General features: G+C 71.5%; 24 protein-coding genes and 1 pseudogene. 14 read left to right on the forward strand and 11 right to left on the reverse strand.

The genetic code is table 11. From position 1 onward, the window contains the following. The first annotated feature begins 155 nt into the window (after nt 1-155). From ACFYP4_RS15035 to ACFYP4_RS15060, 6 genes are all read left to right on the forward strand, one after another. Complete coding sequence (locus ACFYP4_RS15035; protein WP_388785711.1) at nt 156-980, forward strand: helix-turn-helix domain-containing protein; 825 nt, start codon at nt 156-158, stop codon at nt 978-980. Between the two features lie 150 nt (nt 981-1,130). Next, nucleotides 1,131-2,591, forward strand: coding sequence for an aldehyde dehydrogenase family protein (locus ACFYP4_RS15040; protein WP_358854720.1), 1,461 nt, complete (start codon nt 1,131-1,133; stop codon nt 2,589-2,591). 116 nt (nt 2,592-2,707) lie between these two features. Further along, nucleotides 2,708-3,256: a DinB family protein gene (locus tag ACFYP4_RS15045; RefSeq protein WP_388785612.1), complete on the forward strand. Its 549-nt coding sequence runs from the start codon at nt 2,708-2,710 to the stop codon at nt 3,254-3,256. A gap of 81 nt (nt 3,257-3,337) precedes the next feature. Continuing rightward, on the forward strand, nt 3,338-3,979 hold the full coding sequence (locus tag ACFYP4_RS15050) for a PadR family transcriptional regulator (RefSeq protein WP_388785614.1): 642 nt from the start codon (nt 3,338-3,340) through the stop codon (nt 3,977-3,979). Nucleotides 3,980-4,058: 79 nt separating this feature from the next. Beyond that, a complete protein-coding gene (locus ACFYP4_RS15055; RefSeq protein WP_388785616.1) occupies nt 4,059-5,012 on the forward strand; it encodes an ATP-binding cassette domain-containing protein in 954 nt (317 codons plus the stop codon). A 62-nt stretch (nt 5,013-5,074) separates the two neighbouring features. After that, on the forward strand, nt 5,075-5,803 hold the full coding sequence (locus ACFYP4_RS15060) for an ABC transporter permease (protein WP_358854747.1): 729 nt from the start codon (nt 5,075-5,077) through the stop codon (nt 5,801-5,803). Nucleotides 5,804-5,821: 18 nt separating this feature from the next. On the opposite strand, the gene ACFYP4_RS15065 is transcribed toward ACFYP4_RS15060, so the two are convergent. Both ACFYP4_RS15065 and ACFYP4_RS15070 read right to left on the reverse strand, forming a co-directional pair. Further along, the gene (locus ACFYP4_RS15065; RefSeq protein WP_388785618.1) at nt 5,822-7,234 is read right to left on the reverse strand and encodes a glutamate decarboxylase; all 1,413 of its coding nucleotides are present in this window, start codon (nt 7,232-7,234) and stop codon (nt 5,822-5,824) included. A gap of 57 nt (nt 7,235-7,291) precedes the next feature. Continuing rightward, nucleotides 7,292-8,566, reverse strand: coding sequence for an ion channel protein (locus ACFYP4_RS15070; protein ID WP_388785620.1), 1,275 nt, complete (start codon nt 8,564-8,566; stop codon nt 7,292-7,294). 109 nt (nt 8,567-8,675) lie between these two features. Between ACFYP4_RS15070 and ACFYP4_RS15075 the strand changes: the two genes are divergently transcribed. Then, nucleotides 8,676-9,443: a MerR family transcriptional regulator gene (locus ACFYP4_RS15075; protein ID WP_388785622.1), complete on the forward strand. Its 768-nt coding sequence runs from the start codon at nt 8,676-8,678 to the stop codon at nt 9,441-9,443. Nucleotides 9,444-9,487: 44 nt separating this feature from the next. Here the strand turns inward: ACFYP4_RS15075 and ACFYP4_RS15080 are convergent, their stop codons facing one another. Further along, nucleotides 9,488-9,853 carry a YbjQ family protein gene (locus ACFYP4_RS15080; RefSeq protein ID WP_358854726.1) on the reverse strand — a complete coding sequence of 122 codons (366 nt, stop codon included), beginning with the start codon at nt 9,851-9,853 and terminating at the stop codon, nt 9,488-9,490. Nucleotides 9,854-9,994: 141 nt separating this feature from the next. On the opposite strand from ACFYP4_RS15080, the pseudogene ACFYP4_RS15085 reads away from it, so the two are divergent. After that, a pseudogene (locus ACFYP4_RS15085) lies at nt 9,995-10,622 on the forward strand (DedA family protein); the annotation flags it as partial. A 119-nt stretch (nt 10,623-10,741) separates the two neighbouring features. On the opposite strand, the gene ACFYP4_RS15090 reads toward ACFYP4_RS15085, so the two are convergent. Together ACFYP4_RS15090 and ACFYP4_RS15095 are read right to left on the reverse strand one after the other, a co-directional pair. Then, nucleotides 10,742-12,400, reverse strand: a complete 1,659-nt coding sequence (locus tag ACFYP4_RS15090) for a threonine/serine exporter family protein (protein WP_358854727.1) — start codon at nt 12,398-12,400, stop codon at nt 10,742-10,744. A gap of 162 nt (nt 12,401-12,562) precedes the next feature. Further along, the gene (locus ACFYP4_RS15095) at nt 12,563-13,054 is read right to left on the reverse strand and encodes an inorganic diphosphatase (RefSeq protein WP_121406362.1); all 492 of its coding nucleotides are present in this window, start codon (nt 13,052-13,054) and stop codon (nt 12,563-12,565) included. A 79-nt stretch (nt 13,055-13,133) separates the two neighbouring features. On the opposite strand from ACFYP4_RS15095, the gene dacB reads away from it, so the two are divergent. The 6 genes from dacB to folE all read left to right on the forward strand — a co-directional run bounded on the left by dacB (nt 13,134) and on the right by folE (nt 20,922). After that, nucleotides 13,134-14,690, forward strand: coding sequence for a D-alanyl-D-alanine carboxypeptidase/D-alanyl-D-alanine-endopeptidase (gene dacB / locus ACFYP4_RS15100; RefSeq protein ID WP_358854728.1), 1,557 nt, complete (start codon nt 13,134-13,136; stop codon nt 14,688-14,690). Between the two features lie 123 nt (nt 14,691-14,813). After that, nucleotides 14,814-15,941: a zinc-dependent metalloprotease gene (locus ACFYP4_RS15105; protein WP_358854729.1), complete on the forward strand. Its 1,128-nt coding sequence runs from the start codon at nt 14,814-14,816 to the stop codon at nt 15,939-15,941. 193 nt (nt 15,942-16,134) lie between these two features. Continuing rightward, entirely contained in the window at nt 16,135-17,289 is a 1,155-nt protein-coding gene (gene tilS / locus ACFYP4_RS15110; protein ID WP_388785625.1) for a tRNA lysidine(34) synthetase TilS, read from the forward strand. A 98-nt stretch (nt 17,290-17,387) separates the two neighbouring features. Next, on the forward strand, nt 17,388-17,948 hold the full coding sequence (gene hpt, locus ACFYP4_RS15115; RefSeq protein ID WP_010986089.1) for a hypoxanthine phosphoribosyltransferase: 561 nt from the start codon (nt 17,388-17,390) through the stop codon (nt 17,946-17,948). A 198-nt stretch (nt 17,949-18,146) separates the two neighbouring features. Then, nucleotides 18,147-20,174 carry an ATP-dependent zinc metalloprotease FtsH gene (gene ftsH, locus ACFYP4_RS15120; protein WP_388785627.1) on the forward strand — a complete coding sequence of 676 codons (2,028 nt, stop codon included), beginning with the start codon at nt 18,147-18,149 and terminating at the stop codon, nt 20,172-20,174. A 142-nt stretch (nt 20,175-20,316) separates the two neighbouring features. Continuing rightward, complete coding sequence (gene folE / locus ACFYP4_RS15125; RefSeq protein WP_358854732.1) at nt 20,317-20,922, forward strand: GTP cyclohydrolase I FolE; 606 nt, start codon at nt 20,317-20,319, stop codon at nt 20,920-20,922. 88 nt (nt 20,923-21,010) lie between these two features. Here the strand turns inward: folE and ACFYP4_RS15130 are convergent, their stop codons facing one another. From ACFYP4_RS15130 to ACFYP4_RS15155, 6 genes are all read right to left on the reverse strand, one after another. Beyond that, nucleotides 21,011-21,496: a DUF3180 domain-containing protein gene (locus ACFYP4_RS15130; protein WP_358854733.1), complete on the reverse strand. Its 486-nt coding sequence runs from the start codon at nt 21,494-21,496 to the stop codon at nt 21,011-21,013. 49 nt (nt 21,497-21,545) lie between these two features. After that, nucleotides 21,546-22,157, reverse strand: a complete 612-nt coding sequence (gene folK, locus ACFYP4_RS15135) for a 2-amino-4-hydroxy-6-hydroxymethyldihydropteridine diphosphokinase (protein ID WP_358854734.1) — start codon at nt 22,155-22,157, stop codon at nt 21,546-21,548. Then, nucleotides 22,154-22,513, reverse strand: coding sequence for a dihydroneopterin aldolase (gene folB / locus ACFYP4_RS15140; protein WP_358854735.1), 360 nt, complete (start codon nt 22,511-22,513; stop codon nt 22,154-22,156). Before folB ends, folK begins: the two co-directional genes overlap by 4 nt. Before the next feature lie 237 nt (nt 22,514-22,750). Continuing rightward, nucleotides 22,751-23,254: a nuclear transport factor 2 family protein gene (locus ACFYP4_RS15145; RefSeq protein ID WP_358854736.1), complete on the reverse strand. Its 504-nt coding sequence runs from the start codon at nt 23,252-23,254 to the stop codon at nt 22,751-22,753. Then, a complete protein-coding gene (folP, locus tag ACFYP4_RS15150; protein ID WP_388785631.1) occupies nt 23,251-24,201 on the reverse strand; it encodes a dihydropteroate synthase in 951 nt (316 codons plus the stop codon). The genes ACFYP4_RS15145 and folP overlap by 4 nt, the downstream gene beginning before the upstream one ends. A gap of 290 nt (nt 24,202-24,491) precedes the next feature. After that, entirely contained in the window at nt 24,492-26,300 is a 1,809-nt protein-coding gene (locus ACFYP4_RS15155; RefSeq protein WP_358854738.1) for a phosphatidylglycerol lysyltransferase domain-containing protein, read from the reverse strand. Between the last annotated feature and the right edge of the window lie 167 nt (nt 26,301-26,467).

The raw sequence follows: 26,467 nt of genomic DNA on the forward strand, positions 1-26,467 counted from the left end.
GATCTTTTCGGCCCGGCTCCTTCGGTTACTTTCCGTTTCTGTAACCGGGCGAGTACAGCTCGAAGTGTTTTAGTGGCAGACTGCGGCTCCTGGAACGGTTGGGGAGGCGGACGAACGTGAGCGCTGGTGAATCGAGCGGCTCGGTCGTGCGGCGGATGCTGCTGGGGTCGCACCTGAGGCGTCTGCGGGAGGCGCGCGGGATCACCCGGGAAGCGGCCGGTTACTCGATCCGCGCCTCCGAATCGAAGATCAGCCGCATGGAGTTGGGACGGGTGAGCTTCAAGACGCGTGACGTCGAGGACCTGCTGACGCTCTACGGCATCACCGACGAGGCAGAGCGCACGTCCCTCATCTCCCTCGCGAAGGAGGCCAACGTCGCGGGGTGGTGGCACAGTTACTCGGACGTGCTCCCCAGCTGGTTCCCGACGTACGTCGGCCTGGAGGGCGCGGCACACGTCATCCGCTCCTACGAAGTCCAGTTCGTGCACGGCCTGTTGCAGACCGAGGCGTACGCGCACGCGGTCGTCCGGCGCGGCATGAAGGGCGCGAGCGCCGCCGACGTCGACCGGCGGGTCGCCCTGCGCATGGAGCGCCAGAAGCACCTCGTCTCCGGGCGCGCCCCCGAGTTCCACTGCGTCCTGGACGAGGCCGCGCTGCGCCGCCCGTACGGCGACCGCGAGGTGATGCGCGGCCAGCTCCAGCACCTGATCGACCTGTCGGAACGGCCGAACGTCAAGATCCACGTCATGCCGTTCAGCTTCGGTGGCCACGCGGGCGAGAGCGGCTCCTTCACCATCCTGAGTTTCCCGGAGTCCGACCTGTCGGACGTCGTCTACCTGGAACAGCTCACCAGCGCCCTGTACCTCGACAAGCGCGAGGACGTCACCCAGTACGAGGGCGCGCTCAAGGAGCTCCAGCAGGACAGCCCGGGACCGTCCGAGAGCCGCGACCTGCTCAGGGGACTCCTCCAGCTCTCCTGACCCGGTCGGCGGAGCCGTCCGCGAGGTCCCCCGAAGTCCCCCGCGGACTGTCCCGAGGGTCCCTCAACTCCCTTGACTCACCAGTACGATGACGTGTGATCAGACGTTGATCGGATGCCTGCCTCGGCAGCCCTGGGATTGAGGGATCACATGTCGTCCTACTTCACCGACCTGGCACAGCAGTACATCGACGGCGAGTGGCGCCCGGGTACCGGCTCCTGGGACATCATCGACTTCAACCCGTACAACGGCGAGAAGCTGGCGTCGATCACGATAGCCACGGTCGACGAGGTCGACGACGCGTACCGCGCGGCCCAGCGTGCCCAGAAGGAGTGGGCCGCGACCAACCCGTACGCGCGCCGTGCCGTCTTCGAGCGCGCCCTGCGGCTCATCGAGGAGCGCGAGCCGGAGATCACCGAGGCGATCATCGCGGAGCTGGGCGGCACCCACCTCAAGGCCGGCTTCGAGCTGCACCTCGCCAAGGAGTTCCTGCGCGAGTCGATCCAGCTCGCGCTGCGGCCCGAGGGACGCATCCTGCCCTCCCCGGTCGACGGCAAGGAGAACCGCGTCTACCGCGTCCCGGTCGGCGTCGTCGGCGTGATCAGCCCCTTCAACTTCCCCTTCCTGCTGTCGCTGAAGTCCGTCGCGCCGGCCCTCGCGCTCGGCAACGGCGTCGTCCTCAAGCCGCACCAGAACACCCCGGTCGTCGGCGGTTCGCTGATCGCCAGGATCTTCGAGGACGCGGGGCTGCCCGGCGGCCTGCTGAACGTGGTGATCACCGACATCGCCGAGATCGGTGACGCCTTCCTGGAGCACCCGGTCCCCAAGGTCATCTCCTTCACCGGCTCGGACCAGGTGGGCCGCCACGTCGCCACCGTCTGCGCCGCGCAGTTCAAGCGCTCGGTGCTCGAACTCGGCGGCAACAGCGCGCTGGTGGTGCTCGACGACGCGGACATCGACTACGCCGTGGACGCGGCGGTCTTCAGCCGGTACGTGCATCAGGGCCAGGTCTGCATGGCGGCCAACCGCGTCCTGGTGGACCGTTCGGTGGAGGCCGAGTTCACCGAGAAGTTCGTCACCAAGGTCAGGGGGCTGAAGGCCGGCGACCCGAGCGACCCGCAGACGGTCATCGGCCCGGTCATCAACTCCTCGCAGGCGGACGCGCTCACGGGAGTCGTGGACCAGGCGCTCGCCGAGGGCGCCACCGCGCTCCTGCGCGGCGCCACCACCGGCAACCTCGTCGAGCCGACCGTGCTGACCGGCCTGCCCGCCGACTCCGGCATCCTCCGCCAGGAGATCTTCGGTCCGGTGGCACTGCTCGTCCCCTTCGAGGGCGAGGAGGAGGCCGTGCGCATCGTGAACGACACCCCCTACGGCCTCAGCGGCGCGGTGCACACGGCGGACGTGGAGCGCGGTGTCGCCTTCGCCAAGCAGATCGACACCGGCATGTTCCACGTGAACGACGGCACCGTCCACGACGAGCCGCTGGTCGCCTTCGGCGGCGAGAAGCAGTCCGGCGTCGGCCGCCTGAACGGCGAGGCGACCGTCGAGGCCTTCACCACGCAGAAGTGGATCTCCGTGCAGCACGGGCGCAGCTTCTTCCCGTTCTGATCCGTTCCGGTTCCTCCCGCCCGCGCCGGGCCTTGCGGACAGCAGGTGTCCGCAAGGGCCCGTACGTTCGGGGTGTCGGAAAGAACGGCAACGGCATCCACGAAAGGCGGCCCGTCATGGTCACTCACGTGTCGGCGGAGGCACACGGCGACGAGCGCGGCGCGCTGCTCTCCTTCCTGGAGGGCGAGCGCGGCGGCATCAGGCGGGCCCTGCTCGGGCTCACCGCGGAGCAGGCCACGAGCAGGCCGAGCGCGAGCGAACTGTCCCTCGCCGGGCTGGCCAAGCACCTCGCCGAGGTCGAGCAGGGCTGGATCGCCCGCGCCAAGGGCGAGCCGCCGGCCGTCCGGCGGGACGAGTCGAACTGGCACGAGTGCTTCGCACTGGCCGGGGACGAGACCATCGAGTCGGTGCTCCAGTACTGGAAGGAGGTCGCGGCCGGGACCGAGGCGTTCATCCGCTCGGTGCCGAGCCTCGACGACACCTTCCCGCTGCCGAACGACCCCTGGTTCCCGCCGGACGAGCGGGTCTCCATGCGCTGGGTGATGCTGCGGCTGATCTCCGAGACGGCCCGGCACGCCGGCCATGCCGACATCATCAGGGAGTCCCTGGACGGAAGGGCGGCGTTCGAGCTGGTCACCGAGGAACGGGGCGGCGGCCGGGGCTGAGCGGCCCGGACTCGGGGCGGCGGCCGGGGCTGAGCGGCCCGGACTCGGGCGGGTGGAGAGCGGGGTCCTAACCTGGACCCCATGTCAGCGATCCGTCTCCTCGTGCTCGGCGCGGTGCGTCAGCACGGGCGGGCCCACGGCTACCAGGTGCGCAACGACCTGGAGTACTGGGGCGCGCACGAGTGGTCCAACGCCAAGCCCGGCTCGATCTATCACGCCCTCAAGCAGATGGCGAAGCAGGGGCTGCTGCACGCCCACGAGGTCGCGCCCTCCACGGCGGGCGGCCCGCCGCGCACCGAGTACGAGATCACGGACCGCGGCACGGAGGAGTTCCTGCGGCTCCTGCGGGAGTCCCTGACGTCGTACGACCAGAAGATGGACGTGAAGTCGGCGGCGGTCGGTTTCCTGGTCGAACTGCCGCGGGACGAGGCGGTGGGGCTTCTGAAGGAGCGCATCCACCGGATCGAGGCGTGGCGTTCCGCGGTCACCGAGCACTACGTGCCCGAGGGCGGCCCCGGACAGCTCGGCCACATCGGCGAGATCATGAACCTCTGGGTCTCCACCGCCGACGCCGACGCCGAGTGGACGCGTGGGCTGATCGAGCGGGTCGAGGGCGGGGCGTACACCTTCGCGGGCGAGGGCGAAACCTTCGTCGGGGTGCTGGCGGAGGGTGAGGAGAACCCGTACGCGACGGGGACCCCGCACCCCGGGGACCACGGCTAGTCAAGTTTGACGAACGCAGCTCCCCGCGTTACCTTTCCTCAGGTGGTCAAGTTTGACTACTTGGGGTGGAGGGAGCCGGATGACCGACGCGATCGCAGTCGAGGGCCTACGGAAGCGGTACGGGGACAGGGCGGCGCTGGACGGCCTGGACCTGACGGTCCGCAGGGGCACCGTGCACGGCCTGCTGGGCCCGAACGGCGCGGGCAAGACCACCGCGGTGCGGGTGCTCACCACCCTGCTGCGGCCCGACGGGGGGCGCGCGGCGGTCGCCGGGTGCGACGTGGTGCGCGAGGCCGCAGAGGTGCGGCGCCGTATCGGCCTGCTCGGCCAGCACGCCGCGCTCGACGAGGAGCTCGGTGGCGGGCAGAACCTGGAGCTGTTCGGGCGGCTCCACCACCTGGGCGCCCGCCGGGCTCGCGTGCGCTCCGGCGAGCTGCTGGAGCGCTTCGGACTCGCGGACACCGGACGCAAGGCCGTCAAGCGGTACAGCGGCGGCATGCGCCGCCGGCTCGACCTGGCGGCGTCCCTGATCACCGAGCCGGAGGTGCTGTTCCTCGACGAGCCGACGACCGGACTCGACCCGCGCGGACGCGCCGAGGTGTGGGCGGCCGTACGGTCCCTGGTCGGCGGCGGCACCACGGTCCTGCTCACCACGCAGTACCTGGAGGAGGCGGACCAGCTCGCCGACCGCGTCTCCGTCGTCGACCGGGGCCGGGTGGTCGCGGACGGCACGGCGGACGAGCTGAAGGCCCGCACCGGCGGCGACCGCATCGACGTGGTGCTGCGCGACGCAGGCCAACTGGGCGCTGCCGTCGCCCTGTTGCCCGTACCCGCCGAGGGTGTCTCGGTGGACACGGACCGGCGCCTGCTGAGCGCGCCGGTCACCGACCGGATGGCGGCGCTCGCGGGCGTCGTACGCGCCCTGGAGGAGGCGGGGATCGTGGCCGAGGACATCGCCCTGCGGCGGCCGACGCTGGACGAGGTGTTCCTGCACCTCACCGCCGGCGGTTACCGCGCGAAGGAGGCCGCGTGAGCACGGCGTACGAGACCGGCCGGGGCCGCGCGGGATCCCACGTCCTGACCGACTGCTGGACCATGACCCGCCGCGAACTCGCCCACTGGGCACGGCAGCCGGTGCAGGTGCTCGTCGGCCTGGTCTTCCCGGTGATGCTGCTGCTGATGTTCGGCTACCTGGTCGGCGGCGGCCGCGAGGTGGCGGGCGACTACGTCGACTATCTGGTCCCGGGCATGCTCGCGCTCACCATGGCCTTCGGCCTGGAAGGCACGATGCTCGCCGTCACCCAGGACCTCAACAAGGGGGTCATCGACCGGTTCCGTTCGATGCCGATGACCGACGGCGCCGTGCTCGTGGGCCGTTCGGCCGCCGACATGCTCCAGTCGGCGCTGGCCCTGCTCGTGCTGACCGGCGTCGCGTACGCGATCGGCTGGCGCGCGCACGGCGGCCCGGACGCCTTCCTCGGGGCCATGGGCCTGCTGCTGCTCTTCCGGTTCGCGATGCTGTGGATCGGCATCCAGCTGGCGATGGTGGCCGGACGGCCCGAGATGGTGCAGGCCGTCCAGATCCTGGTGTGGCCGGTCGGCTTCCTCTCCAACGCGTTCGCCACCCCGGACGCCATGCCCGGCTGGCTGGGCACGGCGGTCGAGTGGAACCCGATGTCCCGGACGGCGACGGCGGTACGGGACCTCCTCGGCGGCCCGGGCGGCGAGCCGGGCCACGTCTGGGCGGCTGTCGCCTGGCCGCTCGCCCTGCTCGCGGTGTTCTTCCCGCTGGCGGTGCGGAGGTTCGCCCGCCTCAGCCGCTGACGGTGTCCTGAGGGGGCCTCAGTGGTGGAAGCCGGTGGCCGCTTCCTTGTCGTGGGTGGACGGACGCGGCTGCCGGCGCAGTTCGGGCAGGAGCCGGCTCAGGTCGTCCACGAAGAGCTCGGCGAGGTCCATCGAGAAGCCGTTGCGGCACACCACGCGCAGTACGGACAGGTCCTCCCGGTTCGGCGGGAAGGTGTACGCGGGCACCAGCCAGCCGCGCTCCCGCAGCCGCCGGGACACGTCGAAGACGTCGTACGCCGTCACCCCGGGCGCCGTCGTGAAGGCGAAGACCGGCAGCTCGTCGCCCCGGGTGAGCAGCCGGAAGTCGTCCAGGGCCTCGACGCGCCCGGCGAGTTCGCGGGCCACGTCCCGGGTCGTCTGCTGCACGGCCCGGTAGCCCTCGCGGCCCAGCCGCAGGAACGTGTAGTACTGCGCCACGACCTGCGCGCCCGGCCGGGAGAAGTTCAGGGCGAAGGTCGGCATGTCACCGCCCAGGTAGTTGACCCGGAAGACGAGCTCCTCGGGCAGCGTCTCCTTGTCCCGCCACAGCGCCCAGCCGACCCCGGGGTAGACCAGCCCGTACTTGTGCCCCGAGGTGTTGATGGACGACACCCGCGGCAGCCGGAAGTCCCACACCACGTCCTCGTCGAGGAAGGGCGCCACCATCGCCCCGGAGGCGCCGTCCACATGGACGGGGACGTCCAGGCCCGTGCGCTCCTGGAGCTCGTCGAGTGCCGCGCACAGGTCGGCGATCGGCTCGTACGACCCGTCGAAGGTGGAGCCGAGGACGCCCACCACCCCGATGGTGTTCTCGTCGCACAGCTCGGCGGCGGCCTTCGGGTCGAGGTGGAAGCGGTCGCCCTCCATGGGCACCTGCCGCGCCTCGACCTCCCAGAAGTTGCAGAACTTGTCCCAGCAGACCTGGACGTTCACGCCCATCACCAGGTTCGGGCGGGCCCCGGGGTACCGGTCCGCGTTCCGCCGGGCCCAGCGCCGCTTGAGCGCCATCCCGGCGAGCATGCACGCCTCGCTCGACCCGGTCGTCGAACAGCCCACGGCGGCGGCCGGGTCGGGCGCGTGCCACAGGTCGGCCAGCATCGCCACGCAGCGCCGCTCCAGCTCGGCGGTGCGCGGGTACTCGTCCTTGTCGATCATGTTCTTGTCGCGGCAGTCCGCCATCAGCACCCCGGCCTGGGGTTCCATCCAGGTGGTGACGAAGGTGGCGAGGTTGAGCCGGGAGTTCCCGTCCAGCATGAGCTCGTCGTGGACGAGCTGGTACGCCGTGGTGGGCGGCAGCGGGCCGTCCGGGAGCCGGTGCTTGGGCGGGGCCTCGGCCATCCCGCTGACCGGGTTGGTCTGCCCGTAGAAGGGGTTGACGTACAGGGGACGGTCGTTGGACTCGGACTGTCCGGGGCCTTTGTGGAGCGCCATGTCGCCTCCGTGCGGATGAGGTTGCGGATGGGGTGCGGTCGAGGTCGGGGGAGCGGGTCAGCGGAGCGCGGTCCCGTCGTCGTGCAGCTGCATCTGCGGCCGGCCCGTCACCAGCAGCCAGGCCGGTACGGACGCCAGCGCCAGCAGCGGCAGTACGGTCGTGTCGGCGGCCAGGACGGCCGCGGTGAACAGGCTGATCCAGCCCTGCCGGGTGACGGCGAGCAGGATCCCGAGGACGGCGCAGACCACGGCGAGCGTGACCTGCACCTGGGGCACCAGTGCGTGGGCGCACAGGCCGAGGGCCACCCCGGCGAAGACCGACGGGAAGATCCGGCCGCCGCGGAACCCGCACGAGGTGGCGACGAGCAGCGCGGCCAGTTTCACCACGGTCATCAGCGCGAACCCGCCCGCCGACCAGCCGTCGGGGTCCGCGGCCAGCACCTTCACCTCGTCCAGGCCCTTGAAGAGCGTCAGATGCCCGCCCAGCGCGCCCAGCAGGCCGAGCACCAGCCCGCCCAGGGGAATCGCCAGCCACGGACGCCGGAGCCGCGCGAAGGCGCCGTGGACGTACGGGAGGGCGTACACCGCGGCCATGCCGACCACCGCCGCGGCCGAGGCGACGAGGAAGGCGCCCGGCAGGTCGCCCCAGTGCGGGCCCGGGTAGTCGGGCAGGGACAGGTCGAAGCTCGGGTGGGCGAGCAGGGTCACGGTCACCGCGCCCGTGCCGCCGGCGAGCAGCGGTGGCAGCAGCCGGTCCCACAGGGCGCCGGGTCCCGGCCGCCCGGCCAGCACCTCGGAGAAGATCAGCGCGGCCGCCACCGGGGTGCCGAACAGCGCGCCGACCGTGCCCGCGGCCGCCAGCGACATCCACAGCAGGGCGGGGGAGCCGGGAGCGACCCGGGTGCCCAGCCAGCACGCCAGGGCGATGTTGGCGGCCGTGATCGGGTTCTCGGGGCCGAGACTGACCCCGCCCGCCAGGGCCAGGACGGTGACGAGGAGCAGCCCGGGCAGCACGCCGGGCGGCAGCGGCGGGTCGACCAGGCCGCTGGCCGCCGGGTCGGGACCCGCGTGCCCCGGCACCTTCCACACGGCCAGCCCCACGGCGACACCGGTCGCGGTGAGCACCACGAGCATCCAGAACGCGGAGTAGCGGCCGACGCCGAGGGCGTCCGGGAGGGTCTCCCACAGGACGTCCTGGAGCTGTCCGGCGACCGCGCTCACGGCCAGCAGGACCAGCGCCGCGGCGGCGCCGACGACGACGGAGGGCACGATCAGCGGCAGCAGACGCCGGACGGGGGTCCGGCCCGGCGCCGCCGGGGCTTCGGTGCTCACGATCCACACCTTAAGCGGGCAAAAGCCTCATAACATCCGGGGGAATTCCGGCTTGCACCTCACGCGACGTGAGGCGCCAGCCTGGAGGCGTACCGGAGAAGGAGCGGAAGTGAGTTACTCAGTGGGCCAGGTCGCCGGTTTCGCCGGGGTCACGGTGCGCACGCTGCACCACTACGACGAGATCGGCCTGCTCGCACCGAGCGAGCGCAGCCACGCGGGACACCGGCGCTACGGCGACGCCGACCTCGACCGGCTGCAGCAGATCCTGTTCTACCGGGAGCTCGGCTTTCCGCTGGACCGGGTCGCGGCCCTGCTCGACGAGCAGGCCACCGGAAAAGCGGACCCGCGCGCGCATCTGCGCCGCCAGCACGAGCTGCTGACCGCCCGGATCGAGAAGCTGCGGCGGATGGCCGCGGCCGTGGAGCACGCCATGGAGGCACACACGATGGGCATCGATCTCACGCCCGAGGAGAAGTTCGAGGTCTTCGGGGACAAGGACCCCGCCGCGCACGCGGAGGAGGCCGAGCGGCGCTGGGGCGGCACGGAGGCGTACGCCGAGTCGCAGCGCAGGACCGCCCGCTACACCAAGGACGACTGGAAGCGGATGCAGGCCGAGGTCGCCGCCTGGGGCGCGCGCTACGACGCCGTCATGGCGGCGGGCGAGCCCCCGGCCGGCGAGCGGGCCATGGACCTGGCCGAGGAGCACCGCCGGCACATCACCCGGTGGTTCTACACGTGCTCGTACGAGATCCACCGGGGGCTCGGTGAGATGTACGTCTCCGACGAGCGGTTCAAGGAGTTCTACGACTCCGTGCGGCCGGGGCTCGCCGAGCACCTGCGGGACGCGATCACGGCGAACGCCGAACGGCACGCCTGACGGCCCGGCCCGGGGTCACTCCCGGGCCACGGCCCGGCCCGGGGTCACTCCCGGGCCAGGACCACCGCCGTCCCGTACGCGCACACCTCCGTGCCGACGTCGGCGGCCTCCGACACGTCGAAGCGGAACATCAGCACGCCGTTGGCGCCCCGCGCGCGTGCCTGGTCGACGAGTCGCTCCATGGCCTGGTTGCGGGTCTCCACGAGCGTCTTGGTGAGGCCTTTCAGCTCGCCGCCGATCATCGACTTCAGGCCCGCCCCGATCTGGCTGCCCAGGTGCCGTGAGCGCACGGTGAGACCGAACACCTCCCCGATGACCTGCTCGACGCGATGGCCCGGCACATCGTTCGTCGTCACGACCAGTACGTCGGACTGGGGGCCGATGCCGCCGCCGTAGTCTTCGATTCCCATGCCTCACAGCTTTGTCCCAGTAGGGGCACAGTGCATCCTGGAGGCACCCGTGGAACCTGGCGGGGAAACCCGACGTTGATAGCTTTGGGACGGCCGAACCTCACCGCCGTACCCATCCTTCACCCTCAGGAGCCCGGAACCGTGACGACGCTTGCCCTTGGACCAAGCTGGCTGGATCCGAACACCCTCCTGGACAGTTTCGGTATCTGGGGCCTGCTGCTCATCGTCTTCGCGGAGTCGGGTCTGCTCATCGGCTTCTTCCTGCCGGGCGACTCGCTGCTGTTCACCTGCGGTCTGCTGATCGCGTCGAAGCAGCTGGACTTCCCCCTGTGGGCGGCCGTCGCGCTGATCTGCCTCGCCGCGATCGCCGGCGACCAGGCCGGCTATCTCTTCGGCAAGAAGGTCGGCCCCTCGCTCTTCACCCGCCCGGACTCCCGCCTCTTCAAGCAGGAGAACGTGGTCAAGGCCCACGAGTTCTTCGAGAAGTACGGCCCCAAGTCCCTGGTCCTGGCCCGCTTCGTGCCCATCGTGCGCACGTTCACCCCGATCATCGCCGGCGTCAGCGGCATGCGGTACCGCTCGTTCATCACCTTCAACATCATCGGTGGCGTCCTGTGGGGCGCGGGGGTGACGCTGCTCGGCTACTGGCTCGGCAACATCGAGTTCGTGCACAAGAACATCGAGGCGATCCTGATCCTGATCGTCCTCGTCTCGGTGGTCCCGATCGCCATCGAGTACCTGCGGGCCCGCGGCAAGGGCAGGAAGGCCGCCGCCTCGGCCGCTCCGGCCCAGGCTCCGCAGAGCCCGCGCGGCCGCCACGCCAAGCGCTGAACGCCCGCCCCGGGACGCCGCCGGGACGCCCGGGGACCGCTCCGCCGCAGTACGGACTCAGAAGCCACGCGTCCGCTTGGCGGCGCGGCGGCTCGCGGCGTCCCCGCCCGGCACCCGCAGGAAGAGGCGGGAGATCTCGGAGCCGAGGTTCACCCCGATGGCGATGGCCATCGCCAGGGCGGCCGCCTTGGTCAGGGACACCAGACCCTTGTCGACGTCGTTCTGCGCGATGGCCAGCAGCCCGAAGTACGTGGCCGAACCGGGCAGCAGGGGGCCGATCGCGGCCGTCGTGTACGGCAGCGCCGACGCGAACCGGTAGCGGGACAGCAGCTGCCCGAACAGGCCCACCAGACCGGCGGCCACCGCGGTGGAGGCGACCGGTGAGATGTCACCCACGTAGTGCATAGCGCCGTACACCGCCCAGGCCACACCGCCGTTGAGGGTCACCGCCAGCACGGTGGAGCGCTCCTGCTGGAGCAGCACCGCGAAGGTGAGCGACAGCAGCATCGACGCGACGAGCTGGAGCACCGGCCGCTCGGACACGCCGAGGGCCTGGTCCGGATTCAGCTCGGCGCCCAGCTTCACGCCGAAGTACAGGACCAGCAGCACGCCCGTGACGATGCCGACGAAGAAGTACATGACCTCCAGCAGGCGCGCGGACGCGGTGATGTAGAAACCGGTGAGGCCGTCCTGGACGCCCGCGACCAGCGCTCTTCCCGGCAGCAGCGCGAAGAGCCCACCGGTGATCACCGCGGACGCCTTCACGCCCGCCCCCGACAGCTGGAGGGCGACCCCGATCGCCGCCGGTGGCATCGCGGCCACCGTGAACTGGTAGAACTCCGGCAGTCCGCGCCCCGCGCAGAGCCACGCCAGCCGGTCGCCCAGCATCGCGCCCAGCGCCGCGGCGACGAACACGAAGACGTCACCGCCGACGAGCACCGAGGCCGCTCCCGCGAGCAGCCCGCCCGCCGCGGTCAGCACCCAGCCGGGGTACGGGTGGCGATTGCGGCGGATCTCCGCGAGGCGGCCGTAGGCCTCCTCCAGGGAGATCGCGGTCTCCGCGTCGCTGAGGTCGTCCACGAGCCGGTACACGGCCGCGAGCCGGGTGTAGTCGGTGCCGCGGCGCCGCACCGTCCGGGAGGCCGTCACCGGGTCGTCGACGAGGGACGGCTGGTGCGAGATCGACAGCAGGGTGAACGTGACGTTCGGTTCGCAGCGGTCCAGGCCGTAGGAGCGGCAGACGGCGAACATCGCCGCCTCCACGTCCTCGGCGCCCTCGCCGCCCGCCAGCAGCAGCTCGCCGATACGCAGCGTCAGGTCCAGCACGCGCGGGACGGCCGGCCCCGAGTCGTCCTCCTTGGACACCGGTTCCGGCGCCGGACGTTCGGTCACCGGCATGCGCAGCATGGTGCGCATCCGGTCCTGCCAGGGCGCGTCCTTGGTCAGCCTGACCACGGGCAGGCCGGCCGCCGGGGTGAAGGCGGGCGGCGCGTGCTTCGCGCTGTAGGTGCGCGGGGTGTTGAACGCCGATCCCTCGGTGTCGCCGGGGACCGCGTGCGGGACGTCGAGACCCTTGGGCAGTGCGAACTCCGACGTCGTGGACGACTCGTCCTCGGCCACCGGGGCCTGCGGCGCCACCACACCGGCCGGTGGGGCGAACGCACTCCTCGCGTCGTCCGACTGCGGTGTGCGGTCTTCCGCCTGCGGGTCCGTCACCAGCCCCTGCCTTGCCTCTCGTGCATGTGCGCGTACGCCTCACGCGTACTTTCCGTACGGCTTCACCCGTACCTTCCGTACGCCTCAGTATGCGTACGGAAACGCGAACGGGCCGCGCGGCCCTCTCAGGGTCGCACGGCCCGCTCGGGAAGAAGTGGCAGGTCAGTGACCGCCGGACTCCTTGAAGCGCTTGTAGGAACGCTCGATCTCGGCCTCGGCCTCGGTGCGGCCCACCCAGTTGGCGCCCTCGACGGACTTGCCGGGCTCCAGGTCCTTGTAGACCTCGAAGAAGTGCTGGATCTCCAGGCGGTCGAACTCGGAGACGTGGTGGATGTCGCGCAGGTGCTCCACCCGCGGGTCGTGCGCCGGGACGCACAGCAGCTTGTCGTCGCCGCCCGCCTCGTCGGTCATGCGGAACATGCCGATCGTGCGGCACTGGATGAGGCAACCGGGGAAGGTCGGCTCGTCCAGGATGACCAGCGCGTCCAGCGGGTCGCCGTCCTCGCCGAGGGTGTTCTCGACGAAGCCGTAGTCGGCCGGGTAACTGGTCGAAGTGAAGAGTCGACGGTCCAGGCGGATCCGACCGGTCTCGTGGTCCACCTCGTACTTGTTCCGCGAACCCTTCGGAATCTCGATCGTGACGTCGAACTCCACCGGTGGCTCCTCCATGATCAGCACATAGTTCTGGTGGTTAAGTGTCCCTCACGCAGGTGTGTGATCGCGAAAGGGGCTGGTGATCGTGCCAGAGCTGAGGGCTTGGCGGGCCGCGAGACCGCATGTGGCGCGGGTCGCGCGAACCGTGGCACCGCACGTCGTGCGGGTCACCCGAGCCGTCCGGCCGCGCCCCGTGAAGGTCACGACCGTGCAGCTCACGGCCGTAGCCGCCACCGTGGGCCTCGCGCTCGCGGCCGGGCTGGCGACCGCGGCCGGTCCCTGGGACTCCTCGGGTCAGCGTACGGCGGAGCGCGACCGGGCCGCAGCGCTGAACCGGCAGGGTGGCACAGATCACGGCCGCGACCCCGGTGCGGCGCCCGGCGGACCCCGGCCCGCGCCCAGCGCCGCGTCCGTCCTGGCCGCCCTGAGCGGTGCCACCGGTCCGGCGCGTCCGCCCGCCGAGAGGGCCCTCGCCGGCGTCCTCGACCCGCTTCTGCAGAATCCTTCCCTCGGTACGCGGCGCTCGGCCGTCGTCGTCGACGTCGCGACCGGCCGGCGGCTGTACGGCACGGGCGCGGGCGAGGCACTGACTCCCGCATCCACCACGAAGATCGCCACCGCCGTCGCCGCGCTCACCGCGGCAGGCGCCGACCACCGCATCACGACCCGCGCCGCCCTGGAGCCCGACACCGGAGAGGTCGTGCTGGTCGGCGGCGGCGACCCGACCCTGACCGCCCGGAAGAAGACCGACGGGGGCTGGGCGAGCCTGCGCACCCTGGCCGCCGACACCGCCCGCACGCTCAAGGCCCGCAAGCGGGAGAAGGTGACGCTCTCGTACGACACCTCGCTGTACGCGGGCTCGGGTCAGCCCCCCAGCGGGGTCGAGGGCAATCTCGCCCAGGTCACGCCGCTGATGGTCGACGAGGGCCGCCTCGACGACTCCTCCAGCGGCGCGGCGGGACGCAGCCCCGACCCGGCGGCGGACGCGGCGCGCAAGTTCGCCGAACTCCTGGAGGCCGAGGGCATCGAGACGACCGCGCCCGGCCCCTCCAAGGCGACCGGCCGCTCCAGCACCCTCGCCGAGGTCGCCTCCCCGCCGTTGTCCGCCCTCGTCGAGCGGATGCTCACCAACAGCGACAACGACATCGCCGAGGCCCTCGCCCGGCAGACCGCCCTCGCCTCCGGCGAACCGGCGAGCTTCAAGGGCGGCGGGACCGCGATCCGCGCCCAGCTGAAGAAACTGGACATGCCCCTGCACGGCGCCGTTTTCGCGGACGGAAGTGGCCTGAATCGTTCGGACAGGCTGTCTGCCGAACTGCTGACCGCCCTGCTCGCGAAGGCCGGTGACCCCGCCCGCCCGGAGCTGCGCCCCGCCCTCACCGGGCTGCCGGTGGCAGGCTTCACGGGCACCCTCAGCCAGCGCTACGCGGACGGCGCGGACCGCCCGGCCACCGGAGTCGTACGCGCCAAGACCGGCACCCTGACGGGGGTCAACGCGCTGGCCGGCACGGTGGTCGACACCGAGGGACGCCTGCTGGCCTTCGCGTTCCTCGCCTCCGGGACCACGGACCGCACGAGCGCCCAATCGGCCCTGGACCGCTCGGCGTCGGCCCTGGCGGCCTGCGGCTGCCGGTAGCGGCAGCGCCCCGGCCGCCCCGAGGCACCGGGGGCCCTCGCGGGGGCCCGGGACCACGGGGCGGGCGCACGCCCGGCGGCGCACCCCTCACCGCACCCGGACGCCCTCACGTACGGTTGACGCATGACGAGCATCGGTGGTGCCCAGATGGTCGACTGGAATCTCGCGGTGGCGACCGCGACCCGGCTCGTGAGGCCGGGCCCCGAGGTGAGCCGCGACGAGGCCAGGGCCGTCGTCGCGGAGCTGCGGCGGCACGCGAAGGCCTCGGAGGAACACGTCCGCGGCTTCACCCGGTTGGGTGTGGACGGCGTGCACGACACCCCCGTCCTCGTCGTCGACCGCCCCGGCTGGGTCCGGGCGAACGTCGCCGGGTTCCGGGAACTCCTCAAGCCGCTTTTGGACAAGATGCAGGAACGGCGCGGCAACGGCGCCGGCGGAGCCGTCTTCGGAGCCGTCGGCGGCAAGGTCACCGGCGTCGAGCTGGGCATGCTCCTGTCGTTCCTGTCGTCGCGGGTCCTCGGGCAGTACGAGACCTTCGCCCCCGCCACCCGCGACCTTCCGGCCGGTGCGAACGGCGGCGGCAGGCTCCTCCTGGTCGCCCCGAACATCGTGCACGTGGAGCGCGAACTCGACGTCCAGCCCCACGACTTCCGCCTCTGGGTCTGCCTGCACGAGGAGACGCACCGCACCCAGTTCACGGCCGTGCCCTGGCTGCGTGACCACCTCGAGGGCGAAATCCAGTCTTTCCTGGCGGAGACCGACGTCGACCCGATGACCGTCCTGGAGCGGATCAGGGAAGCCGCGCAGTCCCTCGTCGGCGGCCGCCCCGAGGGCGAGGAGGGCGAGGACGGCGGCCGGTCCCTCGTCGAACTGGTGCAGACGCCCGCCCAGCGCGAGATCCTCGGCCGCCTCACCGCCGTCATGTCCCTGCTCGAAGGGCATGCCGACTTCGTGATGGACGGCGTCGGCCCCGCCGTCGTCCCGTCCGTCGCCGAGATCCGCGAGAAGTTCCAGCAGCGCCGCGCCGCGGGCGCCTCCCGCCTGGACCTCGCCCTGCGCAAGCTGCTCGGCCTCGACGCCAAGCTCAGGCAGTACCGGGACGGCGAGCGGTTCGTCCGCGCGGTCGTCGAACAGGTCGGCATGGACGGCTTCAACCGCGTCTGGACCTCCCCGAACACGCTCCCGACCAAGGCGGAGATCGCCAAACCGGCGGACTGGGTCACCCGGGTGCACCGCACGGCGGAGTCGTGAAGCTGCCCGCGGGGGGCATGAAACGAATCCGGCCGACGGCAGGCGAACGCCCCTTCAATCACCCGTCCGAGGGACCGTGAGCCAGGAGTAGGCGTGCAATGCTCGGGGAACGGCCCGGTTCTGTCACCATCTACACACTCTGAGTGACCGACACCGGGTTCACCCCCCGAAAACTTCATGAAGGGAACCGGACATGGGTCCCCATCCTGCGGTCGCGGCGATACGCCTGGCGGTTCGCCGCGTACTCCACGACATCCTCACCGAGCACGCACCCTCCCCGGACGCCGGGCGCACGCCCGCCTCCTGCGCCGGGTGCGCGCCCTCCACCACCGCCGTACGCCCCGCGGCCCTCGGCAGCGGCGAACGCGTCCCGGCCCCGGCCGGCCGGCGCGCCCGCGGCACCGCCGCGTCCGCGGACACCCCGCACGAACAGCCCCCGCCGCTCGTGCTCGTGGCGTGCTCCGGCGGCGCCGACTCCATGGCGCTCGCCTCCGCCCTCGCCTTCGAGGCCCCCAAACTCGGCATCCGGGCCGGCGGCATCACCGTCGACCACGGCCTGCAGCCCGGCTCCGGCCTGCGCGCCGACGAGGTCGTCCTGCGCCTGACCGAGCTGGGGCTGGGGCCCGCCGAGTCCGTCGCCGTCACCGTCGGCCGCGACGGCGGGCCCGAAGCCGCCGCCCGCGACGCCCGCTACGCCGCCCTGGACGCCGCCGCCGAACGCCACGGAGCCGCCGCGGTCCTGCTCGGCCACACCCGCGACGACCAAGCGGAAACCGTCCTGCTCGGCCTGGCCCGCGGCTCCGGCATCCGCTCCCTGTCCGGAATGGCCGCGGTCTCGGGGGCCGACGGCCGCTACCGGCGCCCGTTCCTGCACCTGGACCGGCAGACCGCCCGCAAGGCCTGCATGGCCCAGTCGCTCCCCGTCTGGGACGACCCGCACAACGCCGACCCGGCCTACACCCGCTCCCGGCTGCGCCACGAGGGGCTGCCCGCGCTGGAGAAGGCGCTCGGCAAAGGAGTCGTCGAGGCACTCGCCCGTACGGCCCAGCTCTCACGCGACGACGCGGATGCCCTCGACGCCTGGGCCCGGCAGGCGGAGACGTCCGTGCGCGACCCCGCCGGCCTCCTGGAGTGCGCCAAGCTCTACGCCCTGCCACCCGCCGTGCGCCGCCGCATCCTGCGCCGCGCGGCCATCGAGGCGGGCGCACCGGCCGGCTCGCTGTTCGCCCGGCACGTCCAGGAGATGGACCGGCTGATCACCGGATGGCGCGGCCAGGGAGCCCTCAATCTCCCGGGCAAAGTCGTCGCCCGGCGGCAGGGTGGCAGACTGGTGATCCGGCAAGGCTGAACCGGACCCTCCGCCGGAGCCGCTCGCGTGGCTCCCGGGGACCGCTTACGCGGGGTGAGGGCGGTCCGAGCGGCCGTTGGGACGGACGACCGAAAGTGATGCGGGTGGACGCGAAAGACATGGGCACCGACCTCAAGTCGGTGCTCATCACCAAGGAAGAGATCGACGCGAAGCTGGCCGAGCTGGCCGCGAAGATCGACGCGGAGTACGCGGGCAAGGACCTGCTGATCGTCGGTGTCCTCAAGGGCGCGGTGATGGTCATGGCGGACCTGGCACGTGCGCTGTCCACCCCCGTCACGATGGACTGGATGGCCGTGTCCTCGTACGGCGCGGGCACCCAGTCCTCCGGCGTGGTGCGGATCCTCAAGGACCTCGACACCGACATCAAGGGCAAGCACGTCCTGATCGTCGAGGACATCATCGACTCGGGTCTGACCCTGTCCTGGCTGATCTCCAACCTCGGCTCCCGCGAGCCGGCCTCCCTCAAGGTGTGCACGCTGCTGCGCAAGCCGGAGGCGGCCAAGGTCGCGATCGACGTGGAGTGGGTCGGCTTCGACATCCCGAACGAGTTCGTCATCGGCTACGGCCTCGACTACGCCGAGAAGTACCGCAACCTCCCGTTCGTCGGTACGCTCGCGCCCCACGTCTACGGCGGCTGACGGGCACGGTGCCGTTCTTCACAGGACGATCGGGAACCCCAGCGGGTTCCGCGCCGTTGGAGCATGCGTGGGCGGGATTGACAGTCGTCCCCTGCGACTTCGGGTGACAATGCTGGGGTACCGTCCGAAGAACAGTCTTTACAAGTCTTTGTCAAACTCACTATGGCAGGAGGGACGGGGCGGCTCCGCTCCGTATGGATGGACGTGAAGCGATACTTCCGTGGGCCGGTCATGTGGATCGTGCTGGCCGTCCTTGCCGTGGTCGTGTTGATGCAGGTCGTCGGCTCGTCCGGCGGCTACAAGACAGTGGACACCGGCCAGGTCGTCCAGGCGATCAATGACAACAAGGTCGAGTCGGCCAAGATCACCACCGGCGACGAGCAGGTCATCAAGGCCTCGCTCAAGGACGGTGAGAAGGTCGACGGCAGCTCGAAGATCCAGGCGAGCTACATCGGCGACCAGGGTGTGGCCCTCGCCACCACCCTCCAGGACAAATACCAGAACAAGCAGATTTCGGACGGCTACACCGTTTCGCCGTCCAAGCAGAACCCGTTCGTGGGCATCCTGCTGTCCCTGCTTCCCTTCGTCCTCATCGTCGTCGTCTTCCTGTTCCTGATGAATCAGATGCAGGGCGGCGGCTCCCGGGTCATGAACTTCGGGAAGTCCAAGGCGAAGCTCATCACCAAGGACACCCCGAAGACGACGTTCTCGGACGTCGCGGGCTCGGACGAGGCGGTCGAGGAACTCCACGAGATCAAGGAGTTCCTGCAGGAGCCGGCGAAGTTCCAGGCCGTCGGGGCGAAGATCCCCAAGGGTGTGCTCCTCTACGGCCCGCCCGGCACCGGCAAGACGCTGCTCGCCCGCGCCGTCGCGGGTGAGGCGGGTGTTCCCTTCTACTCGATCTCCGGTTCCGACTTCGTCGAGATGTTCGTCGGTGTCGGTGCCTCCCGGGTCCGTGACCTGTTCGAGCAGGCCAAGGCGAACGCTCCGGCGATCGTCTTCGTCGACGAGATCGACGCGGTCGGCCGTCATCGTGGTGCCGGCCTCGGCGGCGGTCACGACGAGCGCGAGCAGACCCTGAACCAGCTGCTCGTCGAGATGGACGGCTTCGACGTGAAGGGCGGCGTGATCCTCATCGCCGCCACGAACCGGCCCGACATCCTCGACCCGGCGCTGCTGCGCCCCGGCCGCTTCGACCGCCAGATCGCGGTCGACCGCCCGGACATGCAGGGCCGTCTGGAGATCCTCAAGGTCCACCAGAAGGGCAAGCCGGTCGCCCCGGACGTCGATCTGTCCGCCGTCGCGCGCCGCACCCCGGGTTTCACCGGTGCGGACCTGGCGAACGTGCTGAACGAAGCCGCGCTCCTCACGGCGCGCAGCAACCAGAAGCTCATCGACAACAACATGCTCGACGAGGCGATCGACCGTGTGGTCGCGGGCCCGCAGAAGCGGACCCGGATCATGTCGGACAAGGAGAAGAAGATCACCGCGTACCACGAGGGCGGTCACGCCCTGGTCGCGGCGGCGTCCCCGAACTCCGACCCGGTGCACAAGATCACGATCCTGTCGCGCGGCCGGGCCCTCGGTTACACGATGGTCCTGCCGGACGAGGACAAGTACTCGACCACGCGCAACGAGATGCTGGACCAGCTCGCGTACATGCTGGGCGGCCGCGCTGCCGAGGAACTCGTCTTCCACGACCCGACCACGGGTGCCGCGAACGACATCGAGAAGGCCACGGCGACGGCCCGCGCGATGGTCACGCAGTACGGCATGACCGAGCGCCTCGGCGCGATCAAGTTCGGCGGCGACAACACCGAGCCGTTCCTCGGCCGGGAGATGGCGCACCAGCGCGACTACTCGGAAGAGGTCGCCGCGCTCGTCGACGAAGAGGTCAAGAAGCTCATCGAGAACGCGCACAACGAGGCCTGGGAGATCCTGGTCGAGAACCGCGACGTCCTCGACAACCTGGTGCTTCAGCTGCTGGAGAAGGAGACGCTGGGCAAGGAGCAGATCGCCGAGATCTTCACTCCCATCGTCAAGCGCCCGGCCCGCCCCGCGTGGACCGGTTCCTCCCGGCGCACGCCGTCCACCCGCCCGCCGGTGCTCTCCCCCAAGGAGCTGTCGCTGACGAACGGGGCGAACGGCACCTCCGCCGCCATCGCCGGCGCGACGGAGTCCGTCCCCTCGACGGAGACCGCCCCGGAGGAGCGCCCCGAGAGCTGATGTCCCGGCTCCCGGCGGCCTCACCAGGCCCGGAATGGATGCCGCATCCCCCAGGTTCTAGCCTGGGGGATGCGGCATTTCTGATGCCCGGAGTGATCACGCGTCGAGTCACACGCGTGAGAGGCCAAGGAACGAGGAACAGATGACCGACCCCGTGACGCTGGACGGCGAGGGCACGATCGGCGTGTTCGACGAGAAGCGTGCCGAGAACGCCGTGCGCGAGCTGCTCATCGCGGTCGGCGAGGACCCGGACCGCGAGGGCCTGCGCGAGACGCCGGGGCGGGTCGCCCGGGCGTACCGGGAGATATTCGCGGGGCTGTGGCAGAAGCCCGAGGACGTGCTCACGACGACGTTCGACATCGGGCACGACGAGATGGTCCTGGTGAAGGACATCGAGGTCCTCAGCTCCTGCGAGCACCACCTCGTGCCGTTCGTCGGGGTGGCCCACGTCGGGTACATCCCGTCCGTCGACGGCAAGATCACGGGTCTGTCGAAGCTGGCCCGTCTGGTGGACGTCTACGCCCGCCGCCCCCAGGTGCAGGAGCGGCTGACGACGCAGGTCGCCGACTCGCTGATGGCGATCCTGGAGCCGCGTGGGGTGATCGTCGTCGTGGAGTGCGAGCACATGTGCATGTCCATGCGGGGTGTGCGCAAGCCGGGGGCCAAGACCATCACGTCGGCGGTGCGCGGGCAGCTGCGCGACCCGGCCACCCGCAACGAGGCGATGAGCCTGATCATGGCCCGCTGACCGACGTCGGGGCCCGCTTCGGTACTGACCCGCGTCCGGGCCCCGGGCCCCGCGCGATGGCGGCTCCAGGGATGCCCGCGCGGCGTGCCTAGGCCGCCGCGGCCGTCCCGTCGTTCTCGTCGTCGTCCTCCGGGAGCTTGCAGACGCGCTCCAGGAAGAAGGCGGCGGCGATGACGCCGATGCCGGCGAGGACCGAGAAGCCCGCGTAGACGGCCTGGTCGCGGCGGGCGGGGACCTCCAGGGACTCCAGCAGGAAGGCGCCCGTGCCGCCGTACATACCGGAGACCAGGGCGGCGACGAGGGCGCTGGCCTGGCCGAAGACGACGGCGCGGGCGGCCATCAGCGGGTCGACGCCCTTGGCACCCGGCCGGCGCTCGCGCTGGGCCCGGAGGCGGGCGCGCAGCGAGAGCGCCGTGGCGAGCAGGACGACGGCGATCAGGGCGAGGACGACGGGGGCGGCCAGCGGGACCCGGGGGAGGGTCCCCACCGCGTTCCACAGGCGGGCGCCCGCCCAGGACAGGACGCCGGCCACGACGAACACGGCAGCCAGCGTCCTGATGCGCAGCTCTTTCACGTTGCCCCTTCGGTAAGCCGGCCTTGGTCGGTCGTCCTGACCTTAACGACTACTCGGGCAGCCGGAGTTCCAGGTCGGCTCGGGGCGTGACACCGTCCCGGCTGAGGGAGCCGAGGAGACCGGCCACGGAGCCGTGCCCGGGCAACTGGGCCTCGGGGTCCACATCGTGCCAGGGCGCGAGGACGAACGCGCGTTCGTGTGCGCGCGGGTGGGGCAGCGTCAGCTCGGGCTCGTCGGAGACGACACCGTCGTAGGCGATGATGTCCACGTCGATCGTGCGGGGGCCCCAGCGCTCGTCGCGGACGCGGTTGAAGGCCTCCTCCACCGCGTGCGCCCGCTCCAGCAGGGACGAGGGCGGAAGGGTGGTCTTGAGGACCACGACCGCGTTGAAGTAGGCGGGCTGGCTGTCCGGGGACACGCCCCAGGGCTCGGTCTCGTAGACGGGGGAGACGGCCTTGACGCGGACGCCTGGGGTGTCCTCCAGGGCGTCGACGGCCCCCTGGAGGGTCTCCAGGCGGTTGCCCAGGTTCGACCCGAGGGAGATCACCGCGCGCTTCGGGTTGTTCAGGGTGATGTCGGCGGCGTCGACCCGCTCGACCACGGAGGGCGGCACCGGCTGGACGGTCGGGTCGCTCTGACCCCCGGTGAAGAAGGCGGTCATACTCGGCTCCGGGTGATGGTGACGGTCACGTCGTCGAAGGGGACCGTGATCGGCGCGTCCGGTTTGTGGACGCAGACCTCGACCTCCAGGACCCCCTCGTGCTTCAGACAGGTCTGGGCGATGCGCTCGGCGAGCGTCTCGATGAGATCGACGGGCTCGCCCTCGACGACCGCCACGACCTCCTCGGCCACGATGCCGTAGTGCACGGTCTTCGTCAGGTCGTCGTCGGCCGCGGCCGGTCGGGTGTCCAGGCCCAGCGCCAGGTCCACGATGAAGGTCTGGCCCTCCTCGCGCTCCCTGGGGAAGACGCCGTGGTGCCCACGGGCCTTCAGGCCGCGCAGCGCGACACGATCCACGCGAATCACTCCTGCAATCGTCGGTGGCGGCGGGTGCGTACCGAGTGCGGTCGGCGCACCAGCCTCAGGGGAATCTACCTGCGGGCACTGACGGTGCTCGGCCACGGGTGGGGTGCCCGGTGCGAGGCCGCCGGGGCCGCACCGGGCGTTTCCCATGGGGAACACGGCGGCTCACGGGTTGGTAGCCGCCCCTACCCAGGGCCCCGTGGTTCGAACCGCTGTTGCGCGCCTACCCACTCAACCGGGTGTGTCCTCGTCGTCCTCGGCATCGGATTCGGCCAGTACGGGCGAGGCGTGGTGCGACCAGAGCTTCCAGCCGTCCGGTGTGCGGTGGAACACGTTGGTGGCGACGACGAGCTGGCCCACGAGCGGGCCCAGCTCGTCGCCGTCGGCCGGCGGCGGACCGCCGCTCAGGATGTTCTCGGTGCAGGTCACCAGGGCGGTGTCGCCGGTGACGGAGACGTGGACGTCGGTCAGGAAGAACTGGATGTACTCGGTGTTCGCCATGATCAGCGCGTACGACCTGAGGACCTCGCCGCGGCCGAACAGCACGGGCCAGCCGGGGTGGACGCAGGAGATCACGGCGGCGTCCGCCGGGTCGTGGACGTCTTCATCGTGGCCGAGATCCGACGGTGTGATCCAGAGGGAGGACACTTCGTCGAAGTCGCCCCGCTCCATCGCCTCGTAGTAGGCGGTGTTGGCGAGCTCCACCTGCTCGACGTCGGTGTGGGGCGCGCTCACCGGTCTCCCGCTCCGCCCGGCTCGTGCGGGCCGGCGTCCCGGACCGCGGTGCCGGGGACGGTGCCCGCGGCCCGGTCGGGCGTGTCGGCGCGGGCACCCTCCACGGCACGGGCGACCCGGACGGCGTCGGCGGTGGCCCGCACCTCGTGGACGCGGACGGCCCAGGCGCCCTGCTGGGCGGCGAGCGCGGAGACGGCGGCGGTGGCGGCGTCCCGTTCGCGGGCGGGCGGCGGGGCGCCCCCGGGGCCCGCCAGGACACGACCGAGGAAACGTTTGCGGGAGGCCGCGACGAGCAGCGGGTGGCCGAGGGCCAGCAGCCGGTCCAGGTGGGCCAGCAGGGACAGATCGTGGCCGGCCTCCTTGGAGAAGCCGAGGCCGGGGTCCAGGACGATCCGGTCGGGGGCGACACCGCCCGCCAGAACGGCCTCCACGCGCGCGTGGAGTTCGTCGACGACTTCGGAGACGACGTCCTCGTACGAGCCCTCGACGTTCCCGCCCGAGAGGAAGCCGCGCCAGTGCATGACCACGAAGGGGGCGCCTGCGGCGGCGACGACCGGGATCATCGCGGGGTCGGCGAGGCCGCCGCTGACGTCGTTGACGAGGGCGGCCCCGGCGGCGAGGGACTGCTCGGCGACCGAGGCGCGCATGGTGTCGACCGAGACGGTCACGCCCTCCGAGGCCAGTCCCCGCACGACGGGGACGACGCGCCGCAGTTCCTCGGCCTCGTCGACGCGGGTGGCCCCGGGACGGGTCGACTCACCGCCGACGTCCACCAGGTCGGCGCCCTCGGCGACCAGACCCAGGCCGTGCTTGACGGCGGCCGTCGTGTCGAACCAGCGGCCCCCGTCGGAGAAGGAGTCGGGCGTCACGTTGACGACGCCCATGACCGCGCAGCGGTCCCATACCGGCAGCCCCGCGACTTCGCCGCGCCCGCTCTTGGTGCTCATACGTCCAGCCTAGGGCTTGTCTGACAATTCCCGTCGTCGCCCGGAGGGCGGCCTCGCGGCGTCAGGTGCGTGCTCTCGGCGTGCCGGGCGTAGAGCCTCGTACTGGACGTACTTGGGTCTGCGCCCGGTGCGGCGAGAGGCGTGCATGGCGTCGCGAGGCAGACGGGAATTGTCAGACAAGCCCTAGGCCTCCGGGGGCGGGCCGCTTCCCCGGCCCGTCCCCGCCGTCGGCGGGCCCTGCGGACGGCGGGGCCCCCGGGAGGCCTCCCGCCCCGGCACGTCCCCGGGGCTCACGCCGGGCGGATCTCCCGCTCCGTGACGCCGTGTGCGCAGGGGAGGCGGGGTACCGGCGTACGGCGGCGCAGCAGCCGGGGCAGGGCCAGGTTCACGAAACCTTCCGCCTGCATGGCCGCGAGGCCGATCCGCGGGAGTTCGCCGGAGGAGCGGTAGACGACGAAGCGGGGCTCCCAGCGGGGCCGGAACTTGGCGTTGAACTTGTACAGGGACTCGATCTGGAACCAGCGGGACAGGAAGACCAGCAGGCCCCGCCAGGCGCGCAGCACCGGCCCCGCCCCGATCTTCTCGCCACGGGCCAGCGCCGCGCGGAACATCGCGAAGTTCAGGGACACGTGTGCGATGCCAAGGCGGGGGGCCGCCTGCAGGGCGGCCACGATGAGGAGTTCGTTCATGCCGGGGTCGGCCGCGCGGTCGCGGCGCATGAGGTCGAGCGAGACGCCGTCGGCACCCCACGGGACGAAGTGCAGGACGGCCTTGAGATCGCCGTACGGGCCCGGCCGGGCGTCGGCCTTGTGTGCGGTGGCGATCAGGCAGTCACCGTCCGCGGGGTCGCCGATGCGGCCCAGCGCCATGGAGAAGCCGCGTTCGGTGTCGGTGCCGCGCCAGTCCTCGGCCGCCCGGCGTATCCGGTCGAGTTCGCCCTCGCCGAGGTCACGGACGCGCCGGACGCGGGTTTCGTAACCGGCCCGCTCGATGCGCTTCACCATCTGGCGCACATTGCGCATCGCGCGCCCGGACAGGCTGAAATCCGCGACGTCCACCACCGCCTCGTCGCCCAGTTCGAGGGCGTCCAGCCCGGTCTCGCGCGTCCACACCTCACCGCCCGTCTCCGAACAGCCCATGACGGCGGGCGTCCAGGAGTGGGCTCGCGCCTCGTCCATGAAGCGCTCGATGGCGCCGGGCCAGGCCTCCACATCGCCGATCGGGTCGCCGCTCGCGAGCATCACACCCGACACGACGCGGTAGGTGACCGCGGCCTTGCCGCTGGGGGAGAAGACGACGGCCTTGTCGCGGCGGAGCGCGAAGTGGCCGAGGGAGTCGCGGCCGCCGTGCCGTTCCAGCAGGGCGCGCAGCCGGCTCTCGTCGTCCGGGGTGAGCCGCGCGGCGGGGTGTTCGGGGCGGAAGGCGAGGTGGATCGTGGTGACGGCGGTCAGGAGGCCGAGCGCGCCGAGGGAGAAGGCGACCGTCCAGGAGGTGGGTCCCGTGTAGTCGACGGGACCGGAGAAGCCGAAGAGGCCGAACAGCACGTGCTGGATGCGGTCGGCGAGGCTGGGGTCCCCGGTCATCCGGTCGGAGTGGACGCTGACGATGACCAGTCCGAGGGCGAGTGAACCGGCGCCCATCAGGACGAAGTTGGCGAGGGCCCGCCACCGGCTGCGCGGGTCGGGCAGGGCGGCGAACTCGTCGCGGTGGCGCAGCAGCGGCACGAGCAGCGCGAGGGAGATGGCGACGCCGATGAGGGAGTGCCGGTACGCGAACTGGGCCACGGCACCGGCCGGCAGCAGGACGACGGCGGCCCGCCACGCCCGGCGCTTGTGACGGCGCAGCCCGTGCGCCAGGAGCAGCAGGAGCACGCCGGCACTGAGCGACAGCGCGGCGGCGAACGGGCCCAGCGCGCCCGGCAGTACCTCGGCCAGCGTGTGCATGCGGCTGTGCCGGAAGCGCGGGAAGACACCGGCGGAGATGTCCAGGAGTCCTACGAGGGCGCAGGCCCGGGCGACCAGCGTGGGGGCGGCCTCGGCGCTCGGGCCGCGGAGCAGTCGCCGCGTCTTGTGCGGCCGGTCCGGAACCGTGCCGGACATTTCCCCATCTATCCTGACAGACATCGCATCCCGTAGTTCCGCGAGAGACCGTGAATCCGGTGCCAATCCGGCATCCGGCGACATTGCGCCCTCTAGGACGGTGTCTTGGGGAGACAGGTTCACTCCCTTCCGGAAAGCCGTTTCAAAAGGCAGGGAAAGTCCCGGGC

Source organism: Streptomyces sp. NPDC005551 (assembly GCF_042871785.1).
Taxonomy (GTDB): domain Bacteria; phylum Actinomycetota; class Actinomycetes; order Streptomycetales; family Streptomycetaceae; genus Streptomyces.

What these genes read in the sequence shown, in the direction of transcription:
- ACFYP4_RS15080 (WP_358854726.1), bottom strand. Translation starts at nt 9,853, where the DNA reads ATGGGAATCGAAGACTACGGCGGCGGCATCGGCCCCCAGTCCGACGTA.
- ACFYP4_RS15060 (WP_358854747.1), top strand. Translation starts at nt 5,075, where the DNA reads ATGACCCGCCGCGAACTCGCCCACTGGGCACGGCAGCCGGTGCAGGTG.
- hpt (WP_010986089.1), top strand. Translation starts at nt 17,388, where the DNA reads ATGCGGGTGGACGCGAAAGACATGGGCACCGACCTCAAGTCGGTGCTC.
- ACFYP4_RS15055 (WP_388785616.1), top strand. Translation starts at nt 4,059, where the DNA reads ATGACCGACGCGATCGCAGTCGAGGGCCTACGGAAGCGGTACGGGGAC.
- ACFYP4_RS15045 (WP_388785612.1), top strand. Translation starts at nt 2,708, where the DNA reads ATGGTCACTCACGTGTCGGCGGAGGCACACGGCGACGAGCGCGGCGCG.
- folE (WP_358854732.1), top strand. Translation starts at nt 20,317, where the DNA reads ATGACCGACCCCGTGACGCTGGACGGCGAGGGCACGATCGGCGTGTTC.
- ACFYP4_RS15050 (WP_388785614.1), top strand. Translation starts at nt 3,338, where the DNA reads ATGTCAGCGATCCGTCTCCTCGTGCTCGGCGCGGTGCGTCAGCACGGG.
- ACFYP4_RS15040 (WP_358854720.1), top strand. Translation starts at nt 1,131, where the DNA reads ATGTCGTCCTACTTCACCGACCTGGCACAGCAGTACATCGACGGCGAG.
- folK (WP_358854734.1), bottom strand. Translation starts at nt 22,157, where the DNA reads ATGACCGCCTTCTTCACCGGGGGTCAGAGCGACCCGACCGTCCAGCCG.
- tilS (WP_388785625.1), top strand. Translation starts at nt 16,135, where the DNA reads ATGGGTCCCCATCCTGCGGTCGCGGCGATACGCCTGGCGGTTCGCCGC.
- ACFYP4_RS15155 (WP_358854738.1), bottom strand. Translation starts at nt 26,300, where the DNA reads ATGTCCGGCACGGTTCCGGACCGGCCGCACAAGACGCGGCGACTGCTC.
- ACFYP4_RS15035 (WP_388785711.1), top strand. Translation starts at nt 156, where the DNA reads ATGCTGCTGGGGTCGCACCTGAGGCGTCTGCGGGAGGCGCGCGGGATC.
- ACFYP4_RS15105 (WP_358854729.1), top strand. Translation starts at nt 14,814, where the DNA reads ATGACGAGCATCGGTGGTGCCCAGATGGTCGACTGGAATCTCGCGGTG.
- ftsH (WP_388785627.1), top strand. Translation starts at nt 18,147, where the DNA reads ATGGACGTGAAGCGATACTTCCGTGGGCCGGTCATGTGGATCGTGCTG.
- ACFYP4_RS15065 (WP_388785618.1), bottom strand. Translation starts at nt 7,234, where the DNA reads ATGGCGCTCCACAAAGGCCCCGGACAGTCCGAGTCCAACGACCGTCCC.
- folP (WP_388785631.1), bottom strand. Translation starts at nt 24,201, where the DNA reads ATGAGCACCAAGAGCGGGCGCGGCGAAGTCGCGGGGCTGCCGGTATGG.